At 72.2% G+C, this 16,052-nt stretch carries 16 protein-coding genes; 7 read left to right on the top strand and 9 right to left on the bottom strand.

From position 1 onward, the window contains the following. Positions 1 to 12: 12 nt before the first annotated feature. From IE185_RS11135 to zapE, 3 genes are all read right to left on the bottom strand, one after another. Entirely contained in the window at positions 13 to 1,398 is a 1,386-nt protein-coding gene (locus IE185_RS11135) for an alkaline phosphatase PhoX (RefSeq protein ID WP_138895322.1), read from the bottom strand. Between the two features lie 126 nt (positions 1,399 to 1,524). Continuing rightward, the gene (locus tag IE185_RS11140; RefSeq protein WP_138895323.1) at positions 1,525 to 1,950 is read right to left on the bottom strand and encodes an OsmC family protein; all 426 of its coding nucleotides are present in this window, start codon (positions 1,948 to 1,950) and stop codon (positions 1,525 to 1,527) included. 39 nt (positions 1,951 to 1,989) lie between these two features. Next, positions 1,990 to 3,087 (bottom strand): cell division protein ZapE, encoded by a 1,098-nt coding sequence (gene zapE / locus IE185_RS11145; RefSeq protein WP_138895324.1) that lies wholly within the window; start codon positions 3,085 to 3,087, stop codon positions 1,990 to 1,992. A 37-nt stretch (positions 3,088 to 3,124) separates the two neighbouring features. On the opposite strand from zapE, the gene IE185_RS11150 reads away from it, so the two are divergent. The 4 genes from IE185_RS11150 to msrB all read left to right on the top strand — a co-directional run bounded on the left by IE185_RS11150 (position 3,125) and on the right by msrB (position 6,371). After that, a complete protein-coding gene (locus IE185_RS11150) occupies positions 3,125 to 3,898 on the top strand; it encodes a pyrimidine reductase family protein (RefSeq protein ID WP_138895325.1) in 774 nt (257 codons plus the stop codon). 166 nt (positions 3,899 to 4,064) lie between these two features. Further along, entirely contained in the window at positions 4,065 to 4,517 is a 453-nt protein-coding gene (locus tag IE185_RS11155; RefSeq protein WP_189715077.1) for an indole-3-glycerol phosphate synthase, read from the top strand. A gap of 41 nt (positions 4,518 to 4,558) precedes the next feature. Further along, complete coding sequence (gene murC / locus IE185_RS11160; RefSeq protein WP_138895327.1) at positions 4,559 to 5,953, top strand: UDP-N-acetylmuramate--L-alanine ligase; 1,395 nt, start codon at positions 4,559 to 4,561, stop codon at positions 5,951 to 5,953. 10 nt (positions 5,954 to 5,963) lie between these two features. Next, positions 5,964 to 6,371, top strand: coding sequence for a peptide-methionine (R)-S-oxide reductase MsrB (gene msrB / locus IE185_RS11165; protein WP_138895328.1), 408 nt, complete (start codon positions 5,964 to 5,966; stop codon positions 6,369 to 6,371). A gap of 35 nt (positions 6,372 to 6,406) precedes the next feature. Here msrB and IE185_RS11170 read toward each other — a convergent pair whose 3' ends face one another. The 3 genes from IE185_RS11170 to IE185_RS11180 all read right to left on the bottom strand — a co-directional run bounded on the left by IE185_RS11170 (position 6,407) and on the right by IE185_RS11180 (position 7,998). After that, entirely contained in the window at positions 6,407 to 6,604 is a 198-nt protein-coding gene (locus IE185_RS11170; protein ID WP_138895329.1) for a DUF397 domain-containing protein, read from the bottom strand. Next, positions 6,601 to 7,389 carry a helix-turn-helix domain-containing protein gene (locus IE185_RS11175; protein ID WP_138895333.1) on the bottom strand — a complete coding sequence of 263 codons (789 nt, stop codon included), beginning with the start codon at positions 7,387 to 7,389 and terminating at the stop codon, positions 6,601 to 6,603. Before IE185_RS11175 ends, IE185_RS11170 begins: the two co-directional genes overlap by 4 nt. 198 nt (positions 7,390 to 7,587) lie before the next feature. Next, complete coding sequence (locus tag IE185_RS11180; RefSeq protein WP_138895330.1) at positions 7,588 to 7,998, bottom strand: organic hydroperoxide resistance protein; 411 nt, start codon at positions 7,996 to 7,998, stop codon at positions 7,588 to 7,590. An 89-nt stretch (positions 7,999 to 8,087) separates the two neighbouring features. Here IE185_RS11180 and IE185_RS11185 point away from each other — a divergent pair, with 89 nt between their 5' ends. Further along, complete coding sequence (locus tag IE185_RS11185) at positions 8,088 to 8,576, top strand: MarR family winged helix-turn-helix transcriptional regulator (protein ID WP_138906596.1); 489 nt, start codon at positions 8,088 to 8,090, stop codon at positions 8,574 to 8,576. A gap of 73 nt (positions 8,577 to 8,649) precedes the next feature. Here IE185_RS11185 and IE185_RS11190 read toward each other — a convergent pair whose 3' ends face one another. Continuing rightward, positions 8,650 to 11,682, bottom strand: a complete 3,033-nt coding sequence (locus IE185_RS11190; protein ID WP_138898550.1) for an alpha-mannosidase — start codon at positions 11,680 to 11,682, stop codon at positions 8,650 to 8,652. 120 nt (positions 11,683 to 11,802) lie between these two features. Then, positions 11,803 to 12,192, bottom strand: a complete 390-nt coding sequence (locus IE185_RS11195) for a VOC family protein (protein ID WP_138898549.1) — start codon at positions 12,190 to 12,192, stop codon at positions 11,803 to 11,805. 56 nt (positions 12,193 to 12,248) lie between these two features. On the opposite strand from IE185_RS11195, the gene IE185_RS11200 reads away from it, so the two are divergent. Beyond that, a complete protein-coding gene (locus IE185_RS11200) occupies positions 12,249 to 12,878 on the top strand; it encodes a nucleoside/nucleotide kinase family protein (RefSeq protein ID WP_138898548.1) in 630 nt (209 codons plus the stop codon). Positions 12,879 to 13,085: 207 nt separating this feature from the next. Beyond that, entirely contained in the window at positions 13,086 to 14,162 is a 1,077-nt protein-coding gene (locus IE185_RS11205; protein ID WP_229843455.1) for an aminopeptidase P family protein, read from the top strand. A 73-nt stretch (positions 14,163 to 14,235) separates the two neighbouring features. On the opposite strand, the gene treZ is transcribed toward IE185_RS11205, so the two are convergent. Further along, positions 14,236 to 15,990 carry a malto-oligosyltrehalose trehalohydrolase gene (gene treZ / locus IE185_RS11210; protein WP_138894559.1) on the bottom strand — a complete coding sequence of 585 codons (1,755 nt, stop codon included), beginning with the start codon at positions 15,988 to 15,990 and terminating at the stop codon, positions 14,236 to 14,238. Between the last annotated feature and the right edge of the window lie 62 nt (positions 15,991 to 16,052).

The raw sequence follows: 16,052 nt of genomic DNA on the forward strand, positions 1-16,052 counted from the left end.
CCGGTACGCGACTCAGCGGTGGAACGGGCCCCTCACCGCGAAGGTCGTGCCCGGCGTGTAGCAGTTCACGTACATCGTCCCGCAGTCCGGGGAGAAGGTGACGCCCGCGAACTCGCCCCACTCCGGTGCGTCCGGTGTGCCGATGTTCTGCCGGCCGCGCGCCATCGCGTACACCTCGCCGTGCTTCGTCAGCCCGTACACGTGCTGCGCGCCGTTGCCGTCCTCGCACACCATCAGGCCACCGCGCGGGGCCAGGCAGATGTTGTCGGGCGACTCGCCCGGCAGCTGGATGTCCGTGCTCGGGCCGAAGACGACGACCAGTGTCAGACGCCGCCGGTGCGGCTCGTACTTCCACACCTGCCCGAAGTGGTCGGCCGCCGAGCCCTCCGCGCTGCGGGCGAAGCTGGAGACGAAGTACACGGCCCGGTCGCCCCAGTAGCAGCCCTCCAGCTTCTGCGCGTGCGTGATGCCCTTGGGGCCGAAGTCCTGGAGCCGGACGGGCGTCTCCTGGGCCAGCGGGTCGGGTACGGGCACCCACTCGACGCCGCCGAAGCTCGCGCCGGTCTCCTGGACCGCCGAGAGGTCGGGCAGGCCCGGCACCCGCATCGCCTCCAGCGCGCCGCCCGCGCGCAGCGAACCGGTGCCGCCCAGCGGCTTCTCGGGGAGGAAACGGTAGAAGAGGCCGAAGGGCTTTTGGAACGCGTCCTCCGTCTCGTACACGATGCCGCTGCGCGGGTCCACGGCGATCGCCTCGTGCTGGAAGCGGCCCATCGCGGTGAGCGGGACGGCGCCCGTGCGGCGCGGGTCGACGGGGTCGACCTCGAAGATGAAGCCGTGGTCCTTGGTGTAGCCGTTGGTGCCGGCCCTGTCCTCGTTCTCCTCGCAGGTGAGCCAGGTGTTCCACGGGGTGGGCCCGCCCGCGCAGTTGACGGCCGTACCGGCGATGGCGACGCGCTCGCCGAGGACGTTGTCGCGCCCGTCCAGGGCGATGGCCGTACAGCCGCCCTTCGCGGCCGGGTCGTACGTCAGGCCCTGCACCGTCGGCACGCCCCGCTTCGCGTTGTGGCGGTTCTCGTGGTTGCGGACGAGGTGGACGCTGCCGTGCCGGCCTCGGAAGGCGCCCATGCCATCGGGGTTGGAAGGAACGTTTCCCTCGCCCGAGCGCAGGGGGGCGCCCTCCCGGGAGAGGACCGTGTAGTGGAAGCCCTCGGGCAGATCGAGGAGGCCGTCCGGGTCGGGCACGAGCGGGCCGTAACCGCGGCGGCCCAGTCCCTGGGCGGCGGCCGTTCCGGCGAAGATCTCCGACACCGAGCCGGCGAACGCGACACCGACGCCCAGGGCGCCCGCGCGGGCCAGGACCTGACGGCGCGACGCGGACGACGAGGCTGTTTCAGACATGAGGTTTCTCCCTGCTGGCGGACAGGAAACGTGACCCGCACGTGTGTAGCACGCAAGTGATCTCACGTGAACCATGCGGGCCACACCACCTCGTGCGGCGCGTCAGCCCGACGCGTACGCCCCAGGTCAGACGAGGGACGCGCTCAGCGTGATCGTCGTACCCGCCAGGGCCTGACTGACCGGGCAGTTCGCCTTGCCCTCCTCGGCCGCCTTGACGAACGCCGCCTCGTCCATGCCGTCCACCTCGCCCTGCACGGTGAGGTGGATCCGGGTGATGCCCTCGCCCGGCACGAACGTGACCTCGGCCTTGGTGTTCAGGCGGGTCGGAGGGGTGCCGGCCTTGGCGAGGACGTTGGAGAACGCCATGTTGTAGCAGCTCGACTGGGCGGCGGCGATCAGCTCCTCCGGGCTGGTCTTCCCGTTCGCCTCCTCCGTACGGGCCGGCCAGGAGACGGCGTACTCGCCGATGCCGGACGAGTCGAAGGTCACGGTGCCCGTGCCCTTGAACAGGTCGCCTTCCCAGACGGTGTGTGCCTGACGCGTTGCAGCCATGTCTGAAGCCCTTCTCGCGGACGGTGATCCAGGGCCAACCTACTGCGCGACAAGCCCCTTCGCGTCGCGCGCCAGCGCCGTCAGCCGGGAGATCGCCCGGAAGTACTTCTTCCGGTAGCCGCCGTTCAGCATGTCGTCACTGAACAGCCGGTCGAACGGCAGTCCGGAGGCCAGCACCGGCACCTCCCGGTCGTACAGCCGGTCGGCGAGGACGACGAGCCGCAGCGCCGTCGACTGGTCGGGCACCGGGCGCACATCGGTGAGGCAGACGGCCCGGACCCCGTCCGTGAGCGCGCCGTAGCGGCTCGGGTGGACCTTGGCGAGGTGGTCGAGCAGGTGGGGGAAGTCGTCGAGGCTGGCGCCACCGGTGGCGTACGCCGCCTTGGTGACCTGCTCGTCGGAGTACGGCGCGGGGGCCTCGGGCAGCCCCCGGTGGCGGTAGTCTTCGCCGTCGATGCGCAGCGGCCGGAAGTGGGCCGACAGGCCCTGGATCTCGCGCAGGAAGTCGACGGCGGCGAAGCGGCCCTCGCCGAGCTTGCCGGGCAGCGTGTTGGAGGTGGCGGCGAGGGCGACGCCCGCCTCGACGAGCCTGCGCAGCAGCGAGGACACCAGCACGGTGTCGCCCGGGTCGTCGAGCTCGAACTCGTCGATGCACAGCAGGCGGTGCCCGCTCAGCGTCTGCACGGTCTGCTGGAAGCCCAGCGCGCCGACCAGGTTCGTCAGCTCCACGAAGGTGCCGAAGGCCTTGAGCTCACGGGGGGCCGGGGTGGCGTGCCAGAGGGACGCGAGCAGGTGCGTCTTGCCCACGCCGTACCCGCCGTCGAGGTACACGCCGAGCGGCGCGGCGGGCGCGGCCGGCTTCTTCCCGAAGTCGAACCAGCGCCGCTTGCCCCCGCCGGCCGCCGACGCCCCGCCGAGACCGGCCGCGAAGGTGCTCAGCACGCGGACCGCCTCGCTCTGGCTCGGCTGGTTCGGGTCCGGTACGTACGTATCGAAGCGCACCGCGTCGAAGCGCGGCGGCGGCACCATCTCGGCGACCAGACGGTCGGCGGGAACGTGCGGCTCGCGTGCGCACAGGGACAGGGGGGCCGCTTCGGTTATGGGCGCGGACCCATGAGCGGCGGTGGAGGACGACACGGGGCTCAAGTCTAGGCGCCGTGCCACACTGCTCGACATGCGACGCCTGTTCCCTGTGACCGAAGAAACACTCTCCGCCGCCGACGGCGAGTGGGAGCTCGACGCGCTGGCCGAGGCCTACGCGTACCCGAAGGAGCGCGGGGCGTCGGGAGCGTGGCTGCGGGCCAACATGGTCTCCTCCCTCGACGGGGCCGCCCAGCACGAGGGCCGCTCGCAGCCGATCTCCTCCGACACCGACATGCGGATCTTCGGCACGCTGCGGGCGCTGGCCGACGTGGTGATCGTCGGCGCGGAAACGGTACGGCTGGAGGGCTACCGTCCGGCCCGCGCGCGCGAGGCCTTCGCGGAGCGCAGGGCGGCGGCGGGCCAGGGCCCGGCCCCGGCGATCGCCGTGGTCAGCGCGAGCCTGAACCTGGACTTCTCTCTTCCGCTCTTTGCCTCGCCCCTCGTCCCGACCCTCGTCCTGACCGGCGCCGCGGCGCCCGTCGAGCGCGTCCGGGCGGCCCGGGAGGCCGGGGCGCAGGTGCTGGTCGTCGGGGACGGGGCCGCGGTGGAGCCGTCGCGGGCGGTGGCGGCGCTGGCGGAGCGGGGGCTCACCCGGTTGCTGACCGAGGGCGGGCCGCGGCTGCTCGCGCAGTTCATCACGGCCGGCGCGCTGGACGAGCTGTGCCTGACCGTGTCGCCCGTGCTCACCGCGGGCCGCGCCCAGCGGATCGCCGACGGGCCCGGCGTGACGGTCCCGGAAAAATTCGCACTGGCGTCCGTGCTGGAGGAGGCCGGGTTCCTTTTCACCCAGTACCGTCGGATCTGACCGGCAGCGGAATTCACTGTTCCGCTTAGCTTTCGCGGGGCACACGTGTCTCACGCAGACCCCGTGCGGGCACGGGGAAGGATGGTTTCCGCAGGGGCCGGCGCCACGCAGAAGCGCCGGCCCACGGAAGAAGAGAAGGGCGCCCGTCGTGTTCACGAGCGTATTGATGATCGAGAAGCCCCTGTCGTCCGTCGACGTGGAGTTCGTCAGCACCCTTCACGGTGACGAGGGCGTCTCCTTCGTCGTCCTGATGCAGCCCCGCGGCGACCAGGCGGACGTACTCCTGCGCGCCATCGACGACGTGGCGCTCGGCCAGGTCGACGAAGCCGTACGGGAGGGCGAGGAGCCCCGCGGCGAGGAGGCGAAGCCGCTGGCGCAGCGCGGCCTGGAGGTGACCCTGGAGGCGCTGCGGGCGCGCGGCAGCGAGGCCGTCGGCCAGGTCATCGAGGACCACCCGCTGGACCTCCTCACGTCCGTCGTGTCCGAGACGGGCGCCGACGAAGTGATCGTCCTGACCGCGCCGCACTACGTCGAGGAGTTCTTCCACCGGGACTGGGCGTCCCGCGCCCGCCACAAGGTCGGCGTACCGGTGCTCAAGCTCTTCGCCCACAACGAATAGGCTGGGACACCGCTCAGACGTCACACCTTGGGAGACAACGCATGGCACCCGGCCTTCCCACCGCCATGGACCGACCGCACTTCATCGGCATCGGCGGCGCCGGAATGTCGGGGATCGCGAAGATCCTCGCCCAGCGCGGCGCGCGGGTCGCGGGCAGCGACTCGCGCGAGTCCGCGACCGCCGAGTCCCTGCGCGCGCTGGGCGCCACGGTCCACATCGGCCACGCCGCCGCACACCTGGCCGACGACTCGACCTGCGTCGTCGTCTCCAGCGCCATCCGCGACGACAACCCCGAGCTGGTCCGCGCCGCCGAGCTGGGCGTCCCCGTCGTGCACCGCTCCGACGCCCTCGCCTCGCTGATGGGCGGCCTGCGGGCCATCGCCGTCGCCGGCACGCACGGCAAGACGACCACCACCTCGATGCTGGCCGTGGCCCTGACCGAGCTCGGCCTCGACCCGTCGTACGCCATCGGCGGCGACCTGGAGGGCCCGGGCACGAACGCCCGCCACGGCGAGGGGGACATCTTCGTCGCCGAGGCGGACGAGAGCGACCGCAGCTTCCAGAAGTACGACCCCGAGGTCGCCATCGTCCTCAACGTCGAGCTGGACCACCACGCGAACTACGCCTCGATGGACGAGATCTACGACTCCTTCGAGACGTTCGTCGGCAAGGTCGTCCCCGGCGGCACCCTCGTCATCTCCGCGGACCAGGCCGGCGCCGTAGAACTGACGTCCCGCCTGCGCGACCTCTCCACCCTCAAGATCGTCACGTACGGCGACTCCCCCACGGCCGACGTACGCGTCCACAAGATCACCCCGCGCGGCCTGACCAGCGAGGTCACCGTCCTCCTCGACGGCCGCTACCTGACCTTCACCGTCTCCGTCCCCGGCAGCCACTACGCCCACAACGCCGTCGCGGCGCTGGCCGCGGGCGTGGCCCTCGGCATCCCGGCGCACAACCTCGCGTCGGCCCTCGGCAAGTACACCGGCGTCAAGCGCCGCCTCCAGCTCAAGGGCGAGGTGAACGGCGTCCAGGTCATCGACTCGTACGCCCACCACCCGACCGAGATGACCGCCGACCTCGCAGCGATGCGCGGCGCGGCCGCGGACGCGCGCCTGCTCGTCGTCTTCCAGCCGCACCTCTTCTCCCGCACGCAGGAGCTGGGCGCCGAGATGGGCCAGGCCCTGGCCCTCGCGGACGCCTCGGTGGTCCTCGACATCTACCCGGCCCGCGAGGACCCGATCCCCGGCATCACCAGCGCCCTGATCATCGACGCGGCCCGCACGGCCGGCGCCGACGTGACGCCGGTCGCCGACAAGGCGACGGTCCCCGAAGTGATCGCGGGAATGGCCAAGCAGGGTGATCTCGTTCTCACGATGGGCGCGGGCGACGTGACGGACCTCGGTCCGCAGATCCTGGCCCGCCTGTCGAACTGAGGGAGCCCCCATGTCGTACGACGTCGAGAAGCCCGACGAGCAGTGGCGCGCGGAACTGACCCCCGCGGAGTACGCCGTCCTGCGCCAGGCCGGCACGGAACCGGCCTTCGTCGGTGAGTACACGGACACCAGGACGACCGGGGTCTACTCCTGCCGTGCCTGCGGGGCGGAACTGTTCCGCTCCGACACGAAGTTCGAGTCGCACTGCGGCTGGCCGTCGTTCTACGACCCGAAGGACACGGACGCCGTCGAGCTGATCGCGGACAGTTCCCACGGCATGGTCCGCACGGAGGTCCGCTGCGCCCGGTGCGGCTCGCACCTCGGCCACGTCTTCGAGGGCGAGGGGTACCCGACCCCGACGGACCAGCGCTACTGCATCAACTCGATCTCGCTGAGGCTGACCCCCGACGAGGACTGACCCGCCCGGCGTGAAGGAAGGCGTCGGCGTAACGGTCAGGCGTCCCAGGCGTCCTGGGCGGCGTACGAGACGAAACCGGTCCAGGCGGCGGGGGAGAGGGCGAGCTGGGGGCCCTGCTTGTCCTTGGAGTCCCGGACGTGGACGGTGCCGGGGCAGGCGGCGACTTCGACGCAGTCGTCGCCGGATCCGCTGCTGTAGCTGCTCTTGAACCAGACCAGTTCAGTGGTGCTCATGCTGCTGCTCCTCGCGTCCGCCGCAACAGGCTCAGAGAGTCCTCCAGGGAGAGAGCCTGTGAACGCATCCTGGCATACCGCATCTTGAGCGTGCTGACCACTTTCGCGTCGGAGATGAACTGGCCACTTTCCTGCCCCTCGGAATAGCCGAACCACCTGTTGTCCGGTGTCTCCAGCAGTCGCATGGGACCGTGCAGACCCGCGTGGCTTTCCCGCACCTGCGGCATGATCTGGATCTCGATGTTCCTCAGCTCGGCAAGGTCGAGGACGTGGTCGATGAGCTCAAGAGTGACCGCCGTCCCACCGGTGCGGCGCAGGAACAGGTGCTCTTCGAGGATGAAGCTGTACGAAGTGTTCGGCCGCTCCCGCAGTAGCCGCTGACGTTCTGTTCGTGCTGCCAACTGCGCCTCGATCTGCTCGTCACCGAGTGGCGGAAGCTGGTTGACGAACAACGTCCGCGCGTACGCCTCCGTCTGCAGCAGCCCCGGGATCAACCGGCATTCGTACGTGTAGAGGCTGATCGCCTCCGCCTCCAGCCGCGCCCACTGCCGGAACCAAGCCGCCAGCCCCGGCTGCCGCGACAGATGCCGCGCGGACCGCCGCAGCGCACCGGTGTTCCCCAGGGCCTCCTCCGCCCGCTCCACGAACGCCTGGTCCGGCATGCGACGCCCGAGTTCGATCGACGCCACCGTGTGCTTGGAGAACCGCACCAGCGGAGCGAACTCGTCCCGGCTGAGCCCCGCGTGCTCACGCAGGGCCTGCACCACCGCCCCGAAGGTCTTCATGCTGTCCGAGCACTCCGGCTCCCCGCCGCCCGTACCCTCGCCAACGCCCGTGCCGTCCACCACGTTCGCCTGCCTCTCGCGCACCCGCCCCGTACCGCACTCCAACCCGTCCAGGATTACAGTCGGTCACGAGCCGTGCACACAAAACGTGCGCGTACGCTGACGCAGCGTACGCGCACGGGCGGATCAGGTGAGGCCTTACTCGACGACGAGCTCGACCTCGATGTTGCCCTTGGTGGCCTTGGAGTACGGGCAGTAGGCGTGGGTCGCCTCGACGAGCTGCCGGCCCGTCTCGCCCGCCAGGGTGTCCGGCAGCTCCACGCGCATCACGACGGCGAGGCCGAAACCGGTGTCGTCCTTGCCGATGGAGACCTCGGCGGTGACCGACACGTCCTTGGTGTCGACCTTCATCTGGCGGGCGACCTGGCCCATCGCGCTGGCGAAGCAGGCGGCGTACCCGGCGGCGAAGAGCTGCTCGGGGTTGGTGCCCTGACCGTTGCCACCGAGGGCCGGGGGCATGGCGAGGGCGAGGTCGATCTGGCCGTCGGAGCTGACGGTGCGGCCCTCGCGGCCGTTGGCGGTGGCGACAGCGGTGTACAGCGCGTTCATGGGGTGCCTCTCTCTCGACTGAGGCCCTAAGAGTGGCACACAATCAAGTTGTGCACAACTGAATAGGGGGCGAGCGGTACGCTGGACCCATGACGCCCACGCCCCCGCCCACCACCGGCCCGGTCAGTCCCTCCGTGTCCGACGCGGAGCTGCTCCGCCTCGACCACCAGGTCTGCTTCTCGCTGCACGCGGCCTCCCGCGCCTTCGGCGGCGTCTACCGCGACGCGCTCAAGGACCTCGGGCTCACGTACCCCCAGTACCTGGCCATGCTGGTGCTCTGGGAGCACGGCCCGCAGCCTGTCAAGGCGATCGGCGAGCAGCTGCGGCTCGACTCCGGAACGCTCTCCCCGCTGCTCAAGCGGCTGGAGGCGGCCGGCCTGGTGCGACGCGAGCGCAGCCCCGAGGACGAACGCTCGGTGACGGTCCACCTCACCGACGAGGGGGCGGAGCTGCGCGAGCGGGCCCTGCCCGTGCCCCGCCGGATCCTCGCCGCGACCGGCCTCTCGGTCGAGGAGATCCTCGGCCTCCAGCAGCTCCTGGGTCGGCTGACGGGGGCCCTGGACGGGGCTCAGGGGTGACGCGGGCCCGTGGCGGCGCCACGGCAGGACCGGGAGCTCCGCCGGCCCCGGCCCGCCCCCGGCCCGCCGCTCCCTACACGCCCCGGACCATCCGCAGCGTCAGGATCTGGAACGGGCGCAGCGTCAGCCCCAGGGTGCCGTCCGGCCCCGGTTCGTACGCCGGCGCGTCCGCCAGGGGGCGCTCCAGCAGGTCCGTCGCCGTGACGGAAGCGACCGGGAAGCCGAGCGCGAGCGTGGTCGACGCGCGCCCGCCGGACGCCTCGTAGAGGCGCACGACCACGTCACCGCCACGGTCCTCCGCCAGCTTCACCGCCTCCACGACCACCCGCTCGTCACCCGACACGACCAGCGGCTCGACCGGGGCGCCGGAGCCCGCGACCGTACGCTCCGGCAGGTTGGCCCAGTGCCCCTCGCGCACCGCGTCGACCACCGTCGCCCCCGGCGCCAGCGCGAACCGCAGCCGGTGGGCACCCTGGTCGGTGGCCGGATCCGGGTAGCGCGGTGCGCGCAGGAGGGAGAGGCGGACGGTCGTGGTCTGGCCGCCGTCCTCCCGCACGGTACGGGTCACGTCGTGGCCGTACGTCGAGTCGTTGACGAGCGCCGCCCCCCACCCCGGCTCCTCCACCTGGATCCACCGGTGCGCGCAGATCTCGAACTTGGCCGCCTCCCACGACGTGTTGGTGTGCGTGGCCCGGAACACGTGCCCGAACTGTGTCTCGGCGGCCGACCTGTCGGCCTTCACGTCGAGCGGGAACGCCGCCTTCAGGAGCTTCTCGGTCTCGTGCCAGTCGATGTCCGTCTCGATGTCCAGCACCTTCGCGCCCGACCGCAGGACGAGGCGCTGTACGGCGGTCGAGGCGCCGAAGGAGCGCTCCACCGTCACCACCGCCCGCTCGTCCCCCGACTCGGTGAGGGTGACACGGTCGGCGTCCACCAGGTCGGTCACGGTGTGGCGGTAGAACGCGTCGATGTCCCACGCGTCCCACCTGTTCGGGAAGTCGGGATGGATCTGGAGCAGGTTGGCCGCCCCGCCGGGCGCCACCGCCTCCCGGCCCGCCCCGATGTCGTACGCCGAGACCACCAGCCCGCGCGCGTCGACGACGATCCGCAGCAGGCCGTTGGTGAGGACGTACCCGCCGGCCTCGCGGCTCACCGCCGTGACCGGGGGCGACGTACGGGGCGGGACGACCGCCGCTCCGCCCGCCGGAACCGTGCGGCGTTCGTGCGGCGCCGCGTTGAAGGTCAGCTCCGACGACCCCGCGCCCGCCAGCGCCTCCTGCGCGGCCGAGATGAGCTCCTCCAGCTCCGCCCGCACCCGCGCGTACGTCTCCCGCGCCTCCCGGTGCACCCACGCGATCGACGAGCCCGGCAGGATGTCGTGGAACTGGTGCAGCAGGACCGTCTTCCAGATCCGCTCCAGGTCCTCGTACGGATAGGCGTGGCCGGCCACCCGCACCGCCGCCGTCGCCGACCACAGCTCCGCCTCCCGCAGCAGCGACTCGCTGTGCCGGTTGCCCTGCTTGGTCCTGGCCTGCGAGGTGTAGGTGCCCCGGTGCAGCTCCAGGTACGGCTCGCCCGCCCACACCGGCGCGTCCGGGTACTCGGCCTGTGCTTTCGCGAAGAAGGCGGACGGCTTCTCGACCACCACCCTCGCGGAGCCCTCCAGGTCCCGCAGCCGCTCGGCCCGCGCGAGCATCTCGCGCGTGGGGCCCCCGCCGCCGTCGCCCCACCCGAAGGGCACCAGCGAGCGCGAGGCCCGGCCCTTCTCCCGGTAGTTGCGGGCCGCGTGCGCGATCTGCGCGCCGCCGAGATCGCTGTTGTACGTGTCGACGGGAGGGAAGTGAGTGAAGACCCGCGTCCCGTCGATGCCCTCCCACCAGAAGGTGTGGTGCGGGAAGGTGTTGGACTGGCTCCACGAGATCTTCTGCGTCAGGAACCACTTCATGCCCGACAACCTGACGAGCTGCGGCATCGCCGCCGTGTAGCCGAAGGAGTCCGGCAGCCAGACCTCCTCGGTCTCCACGCCGAACTCGTCCAGGAAGAACTTCTTCCCGTACAGGAACTGACGGGCCATCGCCTCCCCGCCCACCATGTTGGTGTCCGACTCCACCCACATGCCGCCGACCGGAACGAACTGGCCGTCCTCGACCTTCTTCTTCACCTTCGCGAAGACATCGGGCCGCTGATCCTTGATCCAGGCGAGCTGCTGCGCCTGCGACATCGCGAAGACGAACTCCGGGTGGGTGTCCATCAGGGCCACCACGTTGGAGCAGGTACGGGCCACCTTCCGTACCGTCTCGCGCAGCGGCCACAGCCACGCCGAGTCGATGTGCGCGTGCCCGACCGCGCTGACGCGATGCGCGGACGCGTTCGCGGGCGAGGCGAGGACGCCGGTCAGCTCCGCGCGGGCGCGGGCGGCCGTACCGGCGACGTCGGCCAGGTCGACGGCGTCCAGCGCGCGTTCGACCGCGCGCAGGATCTCCCAGCGCCGCGCGTCGCCCTCCGCCAGCTCGGGCATCAGCGACCCCAACACCTCCAGGTCCTGCACCAGCTCCCAGACCTCGGTCTCGACGACCACCAGGTCCGTCCGCCCGACGCGGTACAGCGGTTCGGCGGACGAGGTCAGCCGGTCTCCCTCGTACGTCGGCGTCTGGCCGGCCAGCACCGGATTGGCGGCGGCCTCGACGTACAGCAGCACCTCCTCGCCGCCCCGGGCCGGGTCGGCGACCGGCACCCAGTCGTTGAACGGGTTCAGGCCTTTCACGGCCTGTCCGTCCGGGAGGTAGACCAGCCCCTCGCACTGGAAGCCCGGCATCCGCCGGTCGAAACCCAGGTCGACGACGGCCTCGACGGCGCGCCCCCGCCACTCGTCCGGCACCCGGCCCGCGACCCGGAACCACGTGGTGCCCCACGCCGGGCCCCACGGCTGCCCCGGGGCGGCCGGCCCGTACACGGCGGACAGGCCCTCGGCGACCGGCACGGGCTCGCCCGGGACCTCCCACATCCCGACGGTCAGCGGCAACGACCGGGAACGGACGGCGGGCTTGAGGCGCTCGGCGAGGACGCGGCGCAGGCGGTGTTCGACGATGCTTCGGTCGTCATGCATGAGGCGGCTCCGGTGGTGGAAGCGGCGGACGTCGTACGGGCCGGTCACCTCGGTGATACCCAGCGCGGCCGGCTGTCCGGCGTCCGTGCCCCCTGTTGCCCGTCCGGGCCGGGCAGAACCTCAGGCGGGCTGGAGAAGGTCCCAGCGGTTGCCGTACAGGTCCTCGAAGACCGCGACCGAGCCGTACGGCTCGTGGCGCGGCTCCTCCAGGAAGCGGACGCCCGCCGCCGTCATCCGGGCGTGGTCGCGCGCGAAGTCGTCGGTGTGCAGGAAGAAGCCGACCCGCCCGCCCGTCTGGCCGCCGACCCGCGCGAGCTGCTCGTCGTCCTTCGCGCGCGCCAGCAGCAGCCCCGTGCCGTCGGCGGAGCCGGGCGGGCGGACGACGACCCAGCGGGAGCCGTCGCCCCGGTCGGAGTCCTCGGCCAGGTCGAAGCCGAGCGCGCCGGTGTAGAAGGCGACGGCTTCGTCGTAGTCACGGACGACGAGGGTGACGAGAGTGATGTGCTGCATGGCCTCTTCCTACCGCACGCCGCCCGACCCGGGTCTCCCGAGGCCACAATGCCCTCATGGAACCGCACCGCCTCGTCGACCGCGCCCGCCGCCTCGTCGTCCCCGGCCGCCGCCGCGTGCTCGGCATCGCGGGGCCGCCCGGGGCGGGCAAGTCCACCCTCGCCGCGCAACTCGTCGACCGCCTCGACGGACTCGCCGTACTCGTCCCCATGGACGGCTTCCACCTCGCCGGAGCCGAGCTGGAGCGCCTCGGGCGTACGGAGCGCAAGGGCGCCCCCGACACCTTCGACGCGGCCGGCTACGCCGCCCTGCTGACCAGGCTGCGCACCCCGCAGCCGCCGGGCGCCGCCGTCTACGCGCCCGCCTTCGACCGGGCGATCGAGGAGCCCGTGGCCGGCAGCATCGCGGTGCCGGGCCCGGCGGACGTACCCCTCGTGGTCACCGAGGGCAACTACCTGCTGCTCGACGAGGGGCCCTGGGCGGGCGTACGGGACCTGCTCGACGAGGCCTGGTACCTGGAGCTCGACCAGGACGAGCGGGTACGCCGTCTCGTCGACCGGCACGAACGGTTCGGCAAGCCCCGCGCGGCCGCCGAGCGTTTCGTGCACCGGTCGGACGAGGCCAACGCCCGCCTGGTCGCGGCCGGACGGCACCGCGCCGACCTCGTCGTCGCACTCGCCCGATAACCGCCTCGAAACCGGCTCGCGAGGACACCGGGCCCCGGGCAGGATGAGGCCATGTCCTCCGCCTCTCGTCCTCCCGCCGCTCAGCCCTCCGGTCCTCAGCCGTCCGGCCCCCGGCCCCCCGCCCCGCAGCCCTCAGGGCCGGTCCCCGCGTCCGCGCCTCCCGCGTCCGCCCCCGCGCCCTTCACCGCCGAGGACTACCGCGCCCGGATGGACCGGGCGGCCCGGGCCGCCGCCGACGCCGGTCTGGACGGCGTACTCGTCGCACCGGGCCCCGACCTGGTCCACCTCACCGGCTACCAGCCCCCGGCGGCCACCGAACGCCTCACGCTGCTGGTGCTGTCCGCCGACCAGGAGCCCGTGCTCGTCGTGCCCACCCTGGAGGCGCCGGACGCCGAGCACGCCCCCGGCGCCCCGGCACTGACGCTGCGGGACTGGACGGACGGCAAGGACCCGTACGCCGTCGCCGCGCCGCTCCTCGACGTGGCCGGCCGCTTCGCGGTCAGCGACAACACCTGGGCGCTGCATCTGCTCGGCCTCCAGCAGACCCTGCCGAGCACCTCGTACGTGTCGCTGACATCGGCCCTGCCCATGCTCCGGGCGGTGAAGGACGCGGCCGAACTGGCGCGCCTGGAGGCGGCCGGCGCGGCGGCGGACGCCACGTACGAGGAGATTCTGAACGTCCGCTTCTCCGGGCGGCGGGAGAACGAGGTGGCGGCGGAACTCGCCCGTCTGCTCACCCGGTTCGGCCACGAGCAGGTCGACTTCACCGTCGTCGGCAGCGGCCCGAACGGCGCCAACCCGCACCACGAGGCGGGCGAGCGCGTCATCGAGCGGGGCGACATGGTCGTACTCGACTTCGGCGGCCTCAAGCACGGCTACGGCTCCGACACCTCCCGCACCGTCCACGTCGGCGACCCGACCGCCGAGGAACAGCGCGTCCACGACGTCGTACGGGAGGCGCAGCAGGCGGCGTTCGAGGCGGTGCGGCCCGGGATCGCCTGCCAGGAGGTGGACCGGGTGGCGCGCGCGGTGATCACCGAGGCCGGGTACGGCGAGTACTTCATCCACCGCACCGGGCACGGCATCGGCGTCACCACGCACGAGCCGCCGTACATGATCGAGGGCGAGCGGCAGCCGCTCGTACCCGGCATGTGCTTCTCCGTCGAGCCGGGGATCTACCTGCCGGGGCGCTTCGGCGTGCGCATCGAGGACATCGTGACCGTCACGGAGGACGGCGGCCGACGCCTCAACACGACGCCCCGCGAGCTGGCCGTCGTCGACTGACCGCCGCTCCCTCGCCGCTGCAGGCGCCCCGGGGGCCGCCGGTTGCGGCCGACGGCCCCCGGGCCGGGGTCGTTCAGCCCACCGGGCCGAGTACGACGCCGGACTCCGGCGGGAGGCGCAGCAGCCCGTCGGTGCCCGGCGCGTCGACCGGCTCCCAGGCCGCGAGGACCCGGCTGAGGCCGTTGCGGCCGAGGCCGATGGTGACGGGTCCCTTCGACAGGTTCACCGCGACCCGGATGTCGCCGCGTCGGTACGCCAGCCAGCGCGCGCCCTCGTCGTACGCGACCTTGACCGCCGCGAGGTCCGGATCGGCGAGGTCGGGCCGTTCGCGGCGCAGGGCGATCAGCTCGCGGTACCAGGCCAGCACGCGCGCGTGCGGCTCGTTCGCCGGCTCGGACCAGTCCAGGCAGGAACGCTCCCTCGTGCGTGGGTCCTGCGGGTCCGGGATGTCCTCCGCCGCCCATCCGTGCGCCGCGAACTCCCGCCGCCTGCCCTCGCGTACGGCCTGGGCCAGCTCCGGATCGGTGTGGTCGGTGAAGAACTGCCACGGGGTGCGGGCCGCCCACTCCTCGCCCATGAACAGCATGGGGACGTACGGGCCGGTGAGGACGAGTGTGGCGGCGCACGCGAGCAGGCCGGGGGAGAGGGTGGCGGAAAGCCGGTCCCCCAGGGCTCTGTTGCCGACCTGGTCGTGCGTCTGGGAGTAACCGAGGAAGCGGTGCGCGGCGGTTTTCGTGCGGTCCACGGAACGGCCGTGAACGCGTCCCCGGAACGTCGAGAACGTACCGTCGTGGAAGAACACCTGGGTGAGCGTCTTGGCGAGCGCGCCGAGCGGGGCGCGGGCGAAGTCGGCGTAGTACCCCTGGGACTCGCCGGTGAGGGCGGTGTGCAGGGCGTGGTGGAAATCGTCGTTCCACTGCGCGTGCAGACCCAGCCCCCACGACTCGCGCGGAGCGGTCGTGCGCGGGTCCCCCTGGTCGGACTCAGCGATCAGGAAGAGCGCCCTGCCCACCTCGCCGGAGAGCGTGTCGACGGCCGCCGACAGTTCCTCCAGGAACGTCAGCGCGCGGGTGTCGGCGAGGGCGTGGACCGCGTCGAGCCGCAGTCCGTCGACGCGGTAGTCGCGCAGCCAGGCGAGCGCGCTGCCGAGCAGGTACGCGCGTACCTCGTCGGAACCGGGGGCGTCGAGGTTGACGGCCGATCCCCAGGGCGTGTGGTGCGTGTCCGTGAAGTACGGGCCGAACATCGGCAGGTAGTTGCCGGAGGGGCCGAGGTGGTTGTGGACGACGTCGAGCACCACACCGAGACCGAGGGCGTGCGCCGCGTCGACGAAGCGCTTGAGCCCTTCCGGGCCGCCGTACGGTTCGTGCACGGCCCACAGCGACACACCCTCGTACCCCCAGCCGTGCGTTCCCGGGAACGGGCAGACGGGCATCACCTCGACATGGGTGACGCCCAGCTCCGCCAGATGGCCGAGCCGGGCGGCGGCGGCGTCGAAGGTGCCCTCGGGGGTGTACGTACCGATGTGCAGCTCGTAGAGGACCGCGCCCGCCAGCGGGACGCCGCCGGCCCAAGGCGTCCGCCACTGATGGACGTTGTGGTCCACGACGGCACTGGGACCGTCCGGGCCGTCCGGCTGGCGGCGCGAGCGCGGGTCGGGCAGGACGGGGCCGCCGTCCAGCGAGAAGCCGTACCGCGCCCCCTCGCCCGCCTCGGCGTCCGCCGTCCACCACCCGTCCCGCGCCGGATCGCGTTCCATGGCGTGCGTTGTGCCGTCCAGCCGGAGCTCTGCCTGACCGGCCTTCGGTGCCCACACCTCGAACAGCACTGGCGGCCCCTCTCGTCGACGATGCCGCCACCCATGGTGCGTCAGGCGGACATGATCCGCCG

It is taken from the genome of Streptomyces chryseus, assembly GCF_014650755.1.
GTDB lineage: Bacteria > Actinomycetota > Actinomycetes > Streptomycetales > Streptomycetaceae > Streptomyces > Streptomyces chryseus.

Coding starts and splice junctions, on each gene's coding strand:
- IE185_RS11135 (WP_138895322.1), bottom strand. CDS start 1,398: ATGTCTGAAACAGCCTCGTCGTCCGCGTCGCGCCGTCAGGTCCTGGCC.
- IE185_RS11140 (WP_138895323.1), bottom strand. CDS start 1,950: ATGGCTGCAACGCGTCAGGCACACACCGTCTGGGAAGGCGACCTGTTC.
- IE185_RS11150 (WP_138895325.1), top strand. CDS start 3,125: ATGCGACGCCTGTTCCCTGTGACCGAAGAAACACTCTCCGCCGCCGAC.
- IE185_RS11155 (WP_189715077.1), top strand. CDS start 4,065: ATGATCGAGAAGCCCCTGTCGTCCGTCGACGTGGAGTTCGTCAGCACC.
- murC (WP_138895327.1), top strand. CDS start 4,559: ATGGCACCCGGCCTTCCCACCGCCATGGACCGACCGCACTTCATCGGC.
- msrB (WP_138895328.1), top strand. CDS start 5,964: ATGTCGTACGACGTCGAGAAGCCCGACGAGCAGTGGCGCGCGGAACTG.
- IE185_RS11170 (WP_138895329.1), bottom strand. CDS start 6,604: ATGAGCACCACTGAACTGGTCTGGTTCAAGAGCAGCTACAGCAGCGGA.
- IE185_RS11175 (WP_138895333.1), bottom strand. CDS start 7,389: ATGAAGACCTTCGGGGCGGTGGTGCAGGCCCTGCGTGAGCACGCGGGG.
- IE185_RS11180 (WP_138895330.1), bottom strand. CDS start 7,998: ATGAACGCGCTGTACACCGCTGTCGCCACCGCCAACGGCCGCGAGGGC.
- IE185_RS11185 (WP_138906596.1), top strand. CDS start 8,088: ATGACGCCCACGCCCCCGCCCACCACCGGCCCGGTCAGTCCCTCCGTG.
- IE185_RS11190 (WP_138898550.1), bottom strand. CDS start 11,682: ATGCATGACGACCGAAGCATCGTCGAACACCGCCTGCGCCGCGTCCTC.
- IE185_RS11195 (WP_138898549.1), bottom strand. CDS start 12,192: ATGCAGCACATCACTCTCGTCACCCTCGTCGTCCGTGACTACGACGAA.
- IE185_RS11200 (WP_138898548.1), top strand. CDS start 12,249: ATGGAACCGCACCGCCTCGTCGACCGCGCCCGCCGCCTCGTCGTCCCC.
- IE185_RS11205 (WP_229843455.1), top strand. CDS start 13,086: ATGGACCGGGCGGCCCGGGCCGCCGCCGACGCCGGTCTGGACGGCGTA.